The organism is Rhizobium freirei PRF 81, from assembly GCF_000359745.1.
Taxonomy (GTDB): domain Bacteria; phylum Pseudomonadota; class Alphaproteobacteria; order Rhizobiales; family Rhizobiaceae; genus Rhizobium; species Rhizobium freirei.
This window is the reverse complement of sequence record NZ_AQHN01000011.1, coordinates 232,168-245,102: the sequence shown is the minus strand read 5'-3', so window position 1 is coordinate 245,102 and position 12,935 is coordinate 232,168. Positions and strand designations below refer to the sequence as shown.

Below are 12,935 nucleotides of genomic sequence, written 5' to 3'. Positions count from 1 at the left end.
GGGCACTTAGGGATCGGTCATTCGCCGTTGACGAAAGCCATGTCAGCGGTCGTCAGCTCGATGCTGCGCAGCTCGCGATTGACGAGGAAATTCTCGGTTTCCTTGACGGTCTCGGCAAGCTCCACGACGGCATCATAGCGGGCGCGGAACGCTTCGATGATCTCGTTGACGATGACTTCTGGCGCAGATGCACCAGCCGAGAGGCCGACGGTTTTGATATCGCCGATATTGTCCCAGTCGATCTCCGACGCGCGCTGGACGAGCACGGATTTCTTCGCCCCTGCCCGCAGCGCCACTTCGACGAGGCGCTTGGAATTCGAGGAATTCGGCGCGCCGACGACGATGAAGAGATCGCAGCCCGGAGCCGCCTCCTTCACCACTTCCTGGCGGTTGGTGGTGGCATAGCAGATCGAATCGGCGGCCGGTGCCGTGAGATTGGGGAAGCGCTCCTGCAGCCTCGCAATCACGCCGGCGGTATCGTCGACCGACAGCGTCGTCTGCGTGACGAAGCCGAGATTATCGGGATCGGCAGGCTCGTAGGCATCGGCGTCCTCGACCGTTTCGATCAGCGACACCGCACCTTCAGGAAGCTGGCCCATGGTGCCGATCACTTCCGGATGCCCGGCATGGCCGATCAGGACGACGTGGCGGCCAAGGCGATTGTGGCGCATGGCCTGCTTGTGGACCTTGGAGACCAGCGGGCACGTCGCATCGAGATAGAAAAGATTGCGCGCGTCGGCATCGGCCGGCACGGATTTCGGCACGCCATGGGCGGAGAAGACGACGGGCTGGGCGCGGTGTTCGGCCGGGATTTCGTCCAGCTCCTCGACGAAGATGGCGCCTTTGGCCTCCAGACCTTCGACGACATAGCGATTGTGCACGATCTCGTGACGGACATAAACAGGCGCGCCATAGGCCTTCAGCGCGAGCACGACGATCTGGATGGCGCGGTCGACGCCGGCGCAGAAGCCGCGCGGCCCGCAAAGCCGGATGGTCAGGTCAGGTTTGGAAACGGCTATGTTCATCTCTCTTCCGAAATCCGCAATGGTGGCTTGAGCATGGACAGGTGCGCCTTGCCGCCTGCTCCATTTAGTCCGCATGATCTTATCCAAGAACCACTGCGCACTTTTTGGGACCATGCTCTAGCCGAATATTCCATCAAAATGAAGCTATTCTATTGCATGTCCCTATTGTGCGGGGGCATCCGGATGATGTTTGCGCCACCATGAAATGGCGACGATTGCGACCAGTGCCACTGCCAGCCCATACCAGGTCACCGCATATTGCAGGTGATTGTTGGGCAGATCGATGATGGTGACGCCACCCACTGGCAGGCCTGCCGGGTTGGGCGTCTTGTCGGCATCGATAAAGAAAGGCAGCACCTTGTCCTTCGGCAGCCCGACGCTGGATGCCATGGCGTCCAGATCCCTCCAGAAGAAAAAGTTCTTGACGAGATCGTTGTCCGGCATGCCGTCGGGCCGACTTGTGAGCCTGGCGCGCACAAGGCCCGTAAGGCTCTGTTCGCCGGTCAATTCTCCCTGCTTGCGCATCTCCGGCTCCTTGGCCGCAGAAGGGACAAAGCCCCTGTTGACGAAGAGGTAGCGACCGTCGTCGAGCTGCAAGGGCGTATAGATGTAAAAGCCGGGCTCGTCGCCATAGGTGGCGAGGAAATGGCGTTCCTTGTTGTTGAGATAGCGGCCGCGCGTGGTGATGACGCGATATTCGATATCGCCGCCTGACGCAGCCATCGCCTCAATGGCTGACAAGGCCACAGCCGGTGCATCCTTGCGCGCGGCAATGTCGGCCAGCAGGCCTTCCTTCCATTGCAGCCGCTCGACCTGCCAAGTGCCAAGCCCTAGGAGGATGACAAGGGCGGCGAGCAGGATCAAAGCCTTGCCGATCTGCCACAAAGGATTGGCGCGGCGAGCAGGCACGGCGATCTCAGTCACCGCTGATGCGCCCTTCGGCGGCATTGTTGCGATATTGCAGAGCGATGAGAATGCCCTTGCACCAGCGCAGGGAAAGCAGCGACAGAATGATGGTCAGTGGCGCAAACAGCACTATGTAGACCCAGATCGGCGGCGCGTAATTGACCTGCATCCAGAGGACCAGGCCGATAACGATGAAGCCGACGATCAGGATGACGAAGACTGCCGGGCCATCGCCCGCATCGGCGAAGGCATAGTCGAGATTGCAGGCGGAACAGCGCGGCTTGATCGACAAGAGCCCGCTGAAAAGCTTGCCATGGCCGCAGCGCGGACAGCATCCCTGGATGCCGACCTTGAACGGATCGACGGGCGCATAGAGAGCGCCATCACTATGTGGCGCCCCGGTGGAGTTTTTGTCTTGCTCTGAGCTCAAAGTTCGATCTCGATCAGTCTGCAATTGTGGGCAAGCATCGTGATCCCGCCCCTGTCATAATCAGTAGCCGCGATGCGTCCATTCGTCCAATCGAAAAGCTCGGTTATCGTTGCTCGGACCCAGATATCAGCAAAGAGGACCTGTCTCATGGAACATGGCGAGGGCGAGACCGCTGGCCAGATCATCATCCTGAACGGTGCGCCGCGATCCGGCAAATCGAGCATTGTCGAAGCCGTCCAGGCCGGATTTGACGGTGTGTGGGTCAATCTCGGCGCCGACGCCTATGTACGGCATGTCACGCCGGCGCGCTATCGCCCGGGCATCGGCCTGCGTCCCGGCGGCGAGCGGCCTGATCTGGAGCCGTTGGTTCCGCGCTTTTATGCCGCACTCTACGATTCGATCGCTGCCCATAGCCGTCTCGGCTTCAATATCGTTGCCGAGTTCGGACATCACGACGCCTATTCGCGCCCCCTTGGCATTCTGGCCGATTGCGCAAGACAATTGGCAGGATTGCCAGCCTTCTTCGTTGGGGTGCGCTGTCCGCTCGACGTGGTGATGCAGCGCCGGCTTGCGGAGGGGCCGGAAAGGCGGGGCGTTTATGTTGCCGTTGAAGCCGGCGCGCCCATCCCAGCGCCAGTTATCGCCTGGCAGGAGCATGTCCACCGGCCAGGCATCTACGATCTGGAGGTCGATACTTCAATGAAAAGCCCGCAGGCATGCGCAGAAGAGATCAAGCAGGCGCTTGAGCGTGGTATTCCACGTCCTTCGGCATTCGAGCAGCTGGCAGCCGGCGGTTGCTAATGCAAAGAAAAAAAGGCGGACGCCGGGCGCCCGCCTTCTATTCTCAAACGATCGAGGCCGATCAGCCAGCTGCGACCGGTGCGCCCCAGCTGCCCCAGATGTAGATGCAGAAGAACAGGAACAGCCAGACGACGTCGACGAAGTGCCAGTACCAGGCGGCTGCCTCGAAGCCGAAATGCTGCTTCGGGGTGAAATCGCCCCTGATAGCGCGCACGAGGCAGACCAGCAGGAAGATCGTCCCGATCAAGACGTGGAAGCCATGGAAACCGGTCGCCATGAAGAAGGTCGCGCCATAGATCGAGTTCTTGAACGCGAAGGGAGCGTGCGCATATTCGTAAGCTTGCACGCAGGAGAACAGCGCGCCAAGCAGCACGGTGAGCGTGAGGCCCTGGACCAGCCCCTTGCGGTCGCCGTGCAGCAGCGCGTGGTGTGCCCAGGTGACCGTCGTGCCCGACAGCAGCAGGATGATGGTGTTGTAGATCGGCAGGTGCCAGGGATCGAGCACCTCAAGACCCTTCGGCGGGAACTGGCCGCCAAGGAAAGCCGTGCGCGATGCCTGGATCGCCTCGCTCGGGAACAGGCTGACATCGAAATAGGCCCAGAACCAGGCAACGAAGAACATCACCTCTGAGGCGATGAACATGATCATGCCGTAGCGCAGATGCAGGGATACGACGCGGGTATGCGCGCCCTCATGCGCTTCCTTGATCGTATCGGCCCACCAGCCGTACATGACGTAGAGGATCAAGGCCAGGCCGATGAAGAACAGCCAGGGCTGCGCGAAATTGAGGCCGAACAGGTGCAGCGCACCGCCATTCAGGTAGCGCATGAAGCCGACGCCGCCAAACGTGATCACGAAGGCACCGAGGGCCGCGACGATCGGCCATGGGCTGGGATCGATAATGTGATAGTCGTGTTTTTTCTGATGCGCTTCGGCCATATCAGCAATCCCCGAATAACTTTTTCCCATATTGCTTCCGGTCAAACCGAAAAGCACTCTCCATCAAAGCTTTTTTTCCGCCGGCCGCACTGCGCCGTCGTTGGATGCCACGGGCTTTGCGCCTTCCCGTGGGTAGTAGGTGTATGACAGTGTCAGCGCGTTGATCGTCTTGGTCTCCACTGCCTTGGCGATCTCAGGATCGACGTAGAAAACCACCGACATGTCACGCTTTTCCCCCGGCGCGAGATTCGTCTCATTGAAGCAGAAGCACTGGACCTTGTTGAAATAGACACCGGCTTCGAGCGGCGAGACATTGAAGATCGCCTGACCGCGCTCCGTCTTGTCGGACTTGTTCTCGATCTGGAACTTGACCTCGATCGTCTCGCCGATCCTCGGGTTTACCGATTTCTGCAGCGGCTTGAAACCCCATGGCAAACCGGGCGCGACATTGGCGTCGAAGGAAACCTGGATCCGCCGGTCGAGAATGAGGTTGGACACCTGCTCGACGCGCTGCGTCGTGCCGTTATAGCCCGTCACCTGGCAGAAGAGGCGATAGAGCGGCACTGCTGCCGCGCACATGGCGCTCATGCCGATAACGAAGCTGAGGCACATGGCAACGACCAGCCCGTTGTTCCGGCTGCCGGCTCCTGCCTTCTTCGTTGCCTCCCCCTCCATCACGCCTCCTCAAACGTGTCCGGAACCGACCTTGATGATGGTGATCGCGTAGAACAGGATCACCAGGCCGGCCAATACCAGGCCGAGCGCTATGTTGCGCCCGCGCCGCGATTTCTTCTGCGCTTCCGTCAGCTTGACAAGCTCGATCATAGCCAGCCTCCTGCGCCGCCCGACATCAGCACAACGGCGAGCCGGTCGATCAGCAGCGCGGAAAAGATCGCAAAGAGATAGAAGATGGAAAAGCCGAAGAGCTTCTTTGCCGGCACCATCTTTACGTCGCCATCGGCCATGCGCCAGACGGCGATCGAACAGTGTATGAAGGTCACGCCAAGAATAGCGGCGACGATGCCGTAACCGAGGCTCGCAAAGCCCATGAAGGCGGGCACGACGCCGATGACGGCGGTCAGAACGGCATAGACGACGATCTGGTTCTTCGTCGACGGAATGCCGGCGACGTTCGGCAGCATCGGCACGCCGACGGCCTCGTAGTCGCCCATCTTGAACAGGGCCAGCGCCCAGAAATGCGCAGGCGTCCATAGGAAAATGATCAGGAAGAGAACGATGCTCTCGACCGTGACGCTGCCCGTCACGCAGGCCCAGCCGATGACGGGCGGGAAAGCGCCGGCGGCACCGCCGATGACGATGTTCTGCGGCGTCGAGCGCTTCAGCCACATCGTGTAGATGACGGCATAGAAGAAAATGGTGAAGGCGAGAATGCCGGCAGACAGCCAATTGACGGCAAGGCCGAGGATCGTCACCGAGAAGCCCGACAGCACCAGGCCGAACGCCAGAGCTTCGGACGGGGTGATGCGGCCAGACGGGATCGGCCGGCGCGCGGTACGGCTCATGACCGCATCGATATCGGCGTCATACCACATGTTCAATGCGCCGGATGCGCCGGCGCCGACAGCAATACAGAGGATGGCGATGAAGCCGAGAACCGGATTGATATGGCCGGGAGCCAGCACGAGGCCGGTAAAAGCAGTGAAGACGACCAGCGACATCACGCGCGGCTTCAAAAGCTCGAAATAATCGCGCGCACTTGCCTCCGACAGGCCGCTTTCGGCTTGTTTTGCAAGTGCTTCGTGATTGTCGATGACCGTCATTCTTTTTCCAATTACTCAGTTGAGACGGACGCCGTTTATCACGGCGTCCGGAAACAGGCTACTTGATGCGCGGCAGCTCTTCCCACTGGTGGTGCGGCGGCGGCGACGAAAGCTGCCATTCGAGCGTGGTTGCGCCCTCGCCCCAGGGATTGTTGCCGGCAACGCGCTTCTTTGCGAAGGCATCTATAACGCCCCAGAAGAAGAAGCAAAGGCCAACGGCTGCGACATAGGAGCCGATGGAGGACACGTAGTTCCATCCAGCATAGGCATCCGGATAGTCGATGTAGCGGCGTGGCATGCCCGCGCGACCCAGGAAGTGCTGGGGGAAGAACACCATGTTCACACCGATAAAGGTGATCCAGAAGTGCCAGTTGCCGATCCGCTCATTGTACATGTAGCCGGTCATCTTCGGGAACCAGTAGTACCAGGCGGCGAAGATCGCGAAGACGGCGCCGAGCGACAGAACGTAGTGGAAGTGTGCCACCACGAAATAGGTCGCATGCAATTCACGGTCGAGGCCGGCATTGGCGAGCTGAACGCCGGTGACGCCACCGAGCGTGAACAGGAAGATGAAGCCGAGCGCCCAGATCATCGGCGTGCGGAACTCGATGGAGCCGCCCCACATCGTCGCGATCCATGAAAAGATTTTCACACCCGTCGGGACAGCGATGACCATCGTCGCGAAGACGAAGTAGCGCTGCGTGTCAAGCGAAAGGCCGGTCACGTACATGTGGTGAGCCCAGACGACGAAGCCGACGGCGCCGATCGCGACCATGGCGTAGGCCATGCCGAGGTAGCCGAAGATCGGCTTGCGCGAGAAGGTCGAGATGATGTGGCTGATCATGCCGAAGCCGGGCAGGATCAGGATGTAGACTTCCGGATGGCCGAAGAACCAGAAGAGGTGCTGGTAGAGCAGCGGATCACCGCCGCCTTCCGGCGCGAAGAAGGTCGTGCCGAAGTTGCGGTCCGTCAGAATCATGGTGATGGCGCCTGCCAGAACCGGCAGCGACAGCAGCAGCAGGAATGCGGTGATCAGAACCGACCAGGCAAACAGCGGCATCTTGTGCAGCGTCATGCCCGGAGCGCGCATATTCAGGATCGTGGTGATGAAGTTGATCGCACCGAGGATCGAGGATGCACCGGCGATATGCAGCGCGAAGATGACCAGATCGATCGCCGGGCCAGGATGGCCGACGGTTCCAGACAAGGGCACGTACATCGTCCAGCCACCGCCCGCGCCGTAAGCACCTGCCGGGCCTTCGACGAACATCGACAGGATGAGCAGCAGGAAGGCGGGAACGAGCAGCCAGAAGGAGATGTTGTTGAGGCGCGGGAAGGCCATGTCCGGCGCGCCGATCATGATCGGCACCATCCAGTTGGCGAAGCCGCCGATCATCGCCGGCATGACCATGAAGAAGATCATGATGAGCGCGTGGGCGGTGACGAAGACGTTGTACATCTGCTTGCCGCCATCGATGGCAGCATCGCCCGAATAGCCATAAACCATCGACGCCAGACCGCTGAAGATCTGAATGCCGGGCTCCTGCAATTCCATGCGGATGGCGACGGACAGGAGGAAGCCGATCACACCTGCAAAGATCGCGAAGATCAGATAGAGCGTACCGATATCCTTGTGATTCGTCGAAAACAGCCAGCGATCGACGAAAGATTGCTTGTGGGCGTGATGATCGTCATGCGCATGCGCGTCTTGAAGAGCGTGCGAGTGATCGTCGTGTGCCTTGGATCCAGCCATTGTTCCTACCCCCTCTTACTTGGCCGTGTTTTCGGCGACCTTGACGGTTGCCGGTTGGTCGACAGCGGCCATCAGAGCCTTGTTCGCCTTGTTCAGATCGGTTGCAGCGGCAGCGAGCCACTGCTTGTACTGATCGTCGGAGACGACACGGATTGCGATCGGCATGAAAGAGTGATCCTTGCCGCACAGCTCGGAACACTGGCCGTAAAACAGGCCTTCGCGGTCGGCCTTGAACCAGGTCTCGTTCAGACGGCCCGGAATGGCGTCGATCCTGACGCCGAAGGACGGCACTGCGAAGGAGTGGATGACGTCGGCCGGCGCGGCGGTGACGAGAACGCGGACATTCTTGCCGACTGGCACGACCATCTCGTTATCGACGGCGAGCAGCCGAGGATATTTCGATTTGTCGTCCTTGCCGGCGGCAGCGCGATCCGGCTCTTTCAGCATGAACGAATCGAAAGCGACCGGCGTCGCGCCGGCGTTTTCATATTCGTAGTTCCACTGCCACTGCGTCGCCGTCGCCTTTACGGTCACGTCGGTCTGCTGCGGAAAAGTCAGCTGGTCGGTGAGAAGATTGAAGGAGGGAATTGCCAGAAACAGCAGAACGAGAACGGGACCGATGGTCCAGATCACCTCGATCAGCGTGTTGTGGCTCGTCTTGGAGGGTACTGGGCTCTTGGAGGCCCGGAACTTCACCATGACGACCACGAGGAGGATGAGAACCAGCAGCGTGATCGGAATGATAAACCAAAGCGTGTATGCCTCAAACCAGCGGATTTGATGCATGATGCCGGTTGCCGCTTCCTGCATACCGGTTTCCCAAGGTTTCGGCTGATCGGCGTAGCTACCTGTCGCAAAAAGCAGACAGATCATAGCCGCCAGAGCCGCGTAAGCTCTCTTTATCACGATGTCTCTCCCTCCAGCGTTTGATCCCAGATCTTCCTCAAACGCAGTATCCCTACAATCCATTGCGCTTCAAACCACAGTTTGGGGTGCTCCGCAACAACTCAAGACATTTGTTAGTGCGGCATTTTTGCGCGAAGTTCCTCCCCCGCCGACCGAACATGGCAATCATTTCATCATCATACGAAAAATTGCATCGCGGTCCATGGCGCCACCCGGACAAAATGGAGTAGATGTCGTATTTCCGCCGTAGTCGATTGGAATCCAGCACCCGGGGCTTTTCATTTGCCGGTCTGGGCTTCAACAATAGCGGCACTGATTCGAATCTAGAGGTTTCCATGGGTTTTCGTTCCCTCGCCCGGCTTTTGCTTGTTACCGGCAGCGTCGTTGCCGCAGTCGCGGCGCCTGCATGGGCGCAACAAGCACAACAGACGCAGCCGCCGGCGCAGCAGCTACAGCCCCAACAGCAGGGCCAGCCGCAGCCTCATACGCAACAGGTTCCCACCAGCCAGGTTCCGCAACCACCCGGCACGGTGCGTTCGAGCCACGGCGCATGGTCCGTCGTCTGCGACAAGCCGGCAGGCGCCTCGACCGAGCAATGCGCTCTGATGCAGAACGTGATCGCCGAGGATCGTCCCGAGATCGGCCTTTCCGTCGTCGTGCTCAAGACCGCCGACCGCAAGTCCAAGATCCTGCGCGTGCTTGCGCCGCTCGGCGTTCTGCTGCCGAACGGCCTCGGCCTCAACATCGACGGCAAGGATATCGGCCGCGCCTATTTCGTCCGCTGCTTCTCCGATGGCTGCTATGCTGAAGTCGTGCTTGAAGACGAGCTGCTGAAGACGCTGCGCAGCGGCGCGACGGCAACCTTCATCGTCTTCCAGTCGCCGGAAGAAGGCATCGGCATTCCTGTCGATCTGAAGGGCTTCGCCGAGGGCTACGACTCCCTTCCCTGACGGGATGGGCTTGCTCTTGCGCCGTGCGAAACCTACATCGGCTCTGAACGGAGCAACTGACCCATGAATACCGATCTCCTAACTCTTTTCGACGCCGACGAAGCCAAGCTGCGGACCATCGTGGCCGAGGCGCTTTCGGGTGCCGACGACGGCGAGCTCTTCGTCGAACATGTCCAGGCCGAATCGCTGACCTTCGACAACGGCCGGATGAAGGGCGGAAGCTTCAATACCGAACAGGGCTTCGGTCTTCGCGCCGTGGCGGGCGAAGCGGTGGGATACGCCCATGCGGGCGATCTTTCGGAAGCTGCGCTGAAGCGCGCCGCCGACGCTGTGCGCGCCGTCACCTCGGGCTACGCCGGCTCCTATGCCGCCGCTCCTCAGCGCACCAACAAGATGCTCTACGGCGACGAGAACCCGATCGGTGCGCCGACCTTCGAGGAGAAGGCAACGCTTCTGCAGCAGATCGACAGTTACTTGCGCGATAAAGACGACAAAGTGCGGCAGGTGACGGCATCCATCGCCGCGAGCTGGCAGGTGGTCGATATCCTTCGCGCCGATGGCCACCGCGTGCGCGATATCCGCCCGATGACGCGAATCAACATTTCCGTGGTCGTTGGGGACGGCGACCGCCAGGAGTCCGGCTCCTTCGGCACCGGCGGCCGCATCGGCTTCGGCGATTTCGTGACCCAGGACAATTGGCATAGCGGCGCTGACGAAGCTTTGCGGCAAGCGCTCGTCAACCTCGAGGCGATCGATGCGCCGGCGGGGACGATGGACGTCGTACTCGGCTCGGGCTGGCCGGGCGTCATGCTGCACGAGGCCGTCGGGCACGGGCTGGAAGGCGATTTCAACCGCAAGAAGACATCGGCCTTCGCGGGCCTGCTCGGCCAGATGGTTGCCGCACCCGGCGTGACCGTCGTCGATGACGGCACGATCGAGAACCGCCGCGGCTCCATTACGGTGGACGATGAAGGCACTCCCTCGGCCTATAATGTGCTGATCGATAACGGCAAGCTGGTCGGCTATATGCAGGATCGGCAGAATGCACGGCTGATGGGCATGAAGGCGACCGGCAATGGCCGCCGCCAGGGCTACGCCCACACGCCGATGCCGCGCATGACCAATACCTACATGCTCGGCGGCGACAAAACGCCGGAAGAAATCATCGCCTCGGTGAAGAAGGGCATCTATGCCGTCTCCTTCGGCGGCGGCCAGGTTGACATCACGTCCGGCAAGTTCGTCTTCGGCTGCACCGAGGCCTATCTCATCGAAAACGGCAGGATCGGCGCTCCGATCAAGGGCGCCATGCTGATCGGCAATGGGCCGGAGGCCATGAAGCGGGTTTCGATGATCGGCAACGACATGAAGCTCGATACCGGCATCGGCAATTGCGGCAAGGCCGGCCAATGGATTCCCGTCGGCGTCGGCCAGCCGCATCTGCGGATGGATCAGGTCACGGTAGGCGGCACCAAAGCATAAGCCGCCAAGCCATTAAGTCTCCCGAGGCTGGAAATACCATTTGCGCTCGACGGCAGCAGCCAGATCGAGGCCGTTGCGGTGTGCGAAGAGAAGGACATGGCCGAGCACATCGGCCGTCTCGTCGGCCAAAGCCGTTGCCAGCTCCGTTTCGGTCATGCCCTTGCGACGCCCGCGGCCCGTGACCCTGTTCCAGATCTGGATCAATTCGCCCATCTCCTCCTGGAGTTTCAGAACGAACCAGTCGTCGTCGCGTTCAAGGCCATTGTCGGCGGCATAGCTTGCCGAAGCCGCTTCGAACTGCTGCATCAGATCTTCCAGCATCGATATCGTTCCTCTTATGTTCTAGACAGAAATGAACGATTCCGACAAAAAAGTCGAGCCGGCGGAGGCTTTCCCCGCCGGCTCGCATCTATCCGTTTGGTTCTATGCTCAGCCCTTGTTCGGCAGCAGCATGCAATCGAAGTCCTTACGCTTCAGAGCCGAGCAGGCGGAATTCGCATCGTCGCGGCTCGCAAAGCCGACAAAGCGGGCACGGTAGACCGTGTTGCCGCCCTTGCCGACGGCTTCCGTGTATGGCGAGGCGTTGGCGAGCGCATTGCCAGCTCTGGACTTCGCCTCGGACAACAGATCCTTGGCGGCCTGTGCGGTTGGCGTAGCGGCGATCTGCACCTGCCAGCCGCCGGTCGCCGCCGGCTTGTTGGCCACGAGGATCTGGTCCATGGCAACGGGGCGATCCATCGGAACGGTGACGTTAGAGGCCGCGGCAAATGCCAGAGGAGCAGACTCGACACGCTTGCGGGCGATCGTCGTTGTGGTTGTCGTCGCGGTGACGGGCGTCGCGGTGGCAGTGGTCTGCGTATCGACATCGTCGGATGCGGAGGCCACTTCGACCTGCTTTACCACCTTGCCGCCGCCGACGCTGGCGAGCAGTCGCGATGTCGCGGCCGGGCTTGCCTTCGGCACGTAGCGGTCGAGCAGTGAGGCCATCAACGCGTCGCGGCCGCGTGCGGTGGCGCCGCCCATGACGACGCCGATCACCCGGCGATTGCCCTGACGCACGGCGCTGACGAGGTTGAAGCCGGAGGCATTGGTATAGCCGGTCTTGATGCCGTCCATGCCTTCGTAGCGATACATGAGGTTATTGTGGCCGCGAACGCGATGGCCGCGATAGGTAAAGCTCGGCTGCGAGAAGAGCCGGTATTCCTCGGGGTAGTTGTTGATGAGCGCAACGGCAAGCGTCGACATATCGCGTGCGGTTGTCACCTGCTGCATGCTCGGGAGGCCGGACGCGTTCACAAAGACAGTACGGCGCATGCCGATCTCGCGTGCCTTCTGCGTCATCAGCCGGGCAAAGCCGCTTTCGCTGCCGCCGAGCGCTTCCGCCATCGCGGCGGCGGCATCGTTGGCGGACTTGATGATCATACCGTCGACGGCTTCGCGAACGGTCACCGTGCCGCCCGACTTCAGGCCGAGCTTGGTCGGCGGCTTGGTGGCGGCAGCGCGCGATACCGGTATGCGGGTGTTCCAGCTGAGCTTGCCGCGATGGATAGCCTCGAAGGTCATGTACAAGGTCATCATCTTGGTCAACGATGCGGGATGGTTGAGGTCATCCGCATTGTTGGAAGCCAGCACATTGCCGGTCTTCGCATCCATGATGAAATAGGCGCCGCCGGCGAAGCTCGCCACAGGGGCGCTCACCAGCAGGACGGCCGCAGACAGGGCCATCAAAAGTCTTTTCATATTCGTCCCCAACCGAAAGAATGCCAACACACCGCATCAATCCCTGTATGATTTTGCGACAGAAAACCTGATATCAGTGCGATATTGAGGCAACAGCCTCCATAGTTCTCCAATTTTGCCCTTCCTGGTAAAATAACTATTAACGCATTGGAAATTATGGCAAAGATTCAGTAAGGTTTAATGGGGATGGGCTACAGCCTCGACATTCGTCAACCGGATCGACC

The 12,935-nt window shown here is 60.4% G+C and carries 14 protein-coding genes; 3 read left to right on the top strand and 11 right to left on the bottom strand.

Going from position 1 to position 12,935, the window contains the following annotated elements; all coding sequences use genetic code 11:
* Nucleotides 1-17 precede the first annotated feature (17 nt).
* From ispH to RHSP_RS05135, 3 genes are all read right to left on the bottom strand, one after another.
* Entirely contained in the window at nucleotides 18-1,025 is a 1,008-nt protein-coding gene (gene ispH, locus RHSP_RS05145) for a 4-hydroxy-3-methylbut-2-enyl diphosphate reductase (protein ID WP_037149695.1), read from the bottom strand.
* 162 nt (nucleotides 1,026-1,187) lie between these two features.
* Entirely contained in the window at nucleotides 1,188-1,949 is a 762-nt protein-coding gene (locus RHSP_RS05140) for an SURF1 family protein (protein WP_004110064.1), read from the bottom strand.
* Nucleotides 1,942-2,361 (bottom strand): DUF983 domain-containing protein, encoded by a 420-nt coding sequence (locus RHSP_RS05135; RefSeq protein ID WP_004110061.1) that lies wholly within the window; start codon nucleotides 2,359-2,361, stop codon nucleotides 1,942-1,944. The genes RHSP_RS05140 and RHSP_RS05135 overlap by 8 nt, the downstream gene beginning before the upstream one ends.
* A 147-nt stretch (nucleotides 2,362-2,508) precedes the next feature.
* On the opposite strand from RHSP_RS05135, the gene RHSP_RS05130 reads away from it, so the two are divergent.
* Nucleotides 2,509-3,162, top strand: coding sequence for a chloramphenicol phosphotransferase CPT family protein (locus tag RHSP_RS05130; RefSeq protein WP_004110060.1), 654 nt, complete (start codon nucleotides 2,509-2,511; stop codon nucleotides 3,160-3,162).
* A gap of 61 nt (nucleotides 3,163-3,223) precedes the next feature.
* Here RHSP_RS05130 and RHSP_RS05125 read toward each other — a convergent pair whose 3' ends face one another.
* The 6 genes from RHSP_RS05125 to coxB form a co-directional block, all read right to left on the bottom strand.
* On the bottom strand, nucleotides 3,224-4,102 hold the full coding sequence (locus tag RHSP_RS05125) for a cytochrome c oxidase subunit 3 (protein ID WP_004110058.1): 879 nt from the start codon (nucleotides 4,100-4,102) through the stop codon (nucleotides 3,224-3,226).
* 63 nt (nucleotides 4,103-4,165) lie between these two features.
* Nucleotides 4,166-4,777 carry a cytochrome c oxidase assembly protein gene (locus tag RHSP_RS05120; RefSeq protein ID WP_004110056.1) on the bottom strand — a complete coding sequence of 204 codons (612 nt, stop codon included), beginning with the start codon at nucleotides 4,775-4,777 and terminating at the stop codon, nucleotides 4,166-4,168.
* Nucleotides 4,778-4,786: 9 nt separating this feature from the next.
* Complete coding sequence (locus tag RHSP_RS35075) at nucleotides 4,787-4,927, bottom strand: hypothetical protein (RefSeq protein WP_037149692.1); 141 nt, start codon at nucleotides 4,925-4,927, stop codon at nucleotides 4,787-4,789.
* Entirely contained in the window at nucleotides 4,924-5,883 is a 960-nt protein-coding gene (locus RHSP_RS05110; protein ID WP_004110054.1) for a heme o synthase, read from the bottom strand. Before RHSP_RS05110 ends, RHSP_RS35075 begins: the two co-directional genes overlap by 4 nt.
* Before the next feature lie 58 nt (nucleotides 5,884-5,941).
* Nucleotides 5,942-7,636, bottom strand: a complete 1,695-nt coding sequence (ctaD, locus tag RHSP_RS05105) for a cytochrome c oxidase subunit I (RefSeq protein WP_004110053.1) — start codon at nucleotides 7,634-7,636, stop codon at nucleotides 5,942-5,944.
* Between the two features lie 15 nt (nucleotides 7,637-7,651).
* Entirely contained in the window at nucleotides 7,652-8,542 is an 891-nt protein-coding gene (gene coxB, locus RHSP_RS05100) for a cytochrome c oxidase subunit II (RefSeq protein WP_037149688.1), read from the bottom strand.
* Between the two features lie 335 nt (nucleotides 8,543-8,877).
* On the opposite strand from coxB, the gene RHSP_RS05095 reads away from it, so the two are divergent.
* Together RHSP_RS05095 and tldD are read left to right on the top strand one after the other, a co-directional pair.
* Nucleotides 8,878-9,492: an invasion associated locus B family protein gene (locus RHSP_RS05095; RefSeq protein ID WP_004110051.1), complete on the top strand. Its 615-nt coding sequence runs from the start codon at nucleotides 8,878-8,880 to the stop codon at nucleotides 9,490-9,492.
* 63 nt (nucleotides 9,493-9,555) lie between these two features.
* Nucleotides 9,556-10,971: a metalloprotease TldD gene (tldD, locus tag RHSP_RS05090; RefSeq protein ID WP_004110048.1), complete on the top strand. Its 1,416-nt coding sequence runs from the start codon at nucleotides 9,556-9,558 to the stop codon at nucleotides 10,969-10,971.
* A 12-nt stretch (nucleotides 10,972-10,983) separates the two neighbouring features.
* On the opposite strand, the gene RHSP_RS05085 is transcribed toward tldD, so the two are convergent.
* Together RHSP_RS05085 and RHSP_RS05080 are read right to left on the bottom strand one after the other, a co-directional pair.
* Nucleotides 10,984-11,292 carry a nucleoside triphosphate pyrophosphohydrolase family protein gene (locus RHSP_RS05085; RefSeq protein ID WP_004110045.1) on the bottom strand — a complete coding sequence of 103 codons (309 nt, stop codon included), beginning with the start codon at nucleotides 11,290-11,292 and terminating at the stop codon, nucleotides 10,984-10,986.
* A gap of 108 nt (nucleotides 11,293-11,400) precedes the next feature.
* Entirely contained in the window at nucleotides 11,401-12,711 is a 1,311-nt protein-coding gene (locus RHSP_RS05080; RefSeq protein ID WP_037149685.1) for a D-alanyl-D-alanine carboxypeptidase, read from the bottom strand.
* Nucleotides 12,712-12,935 lie beyond the last annotated feature (224 nt).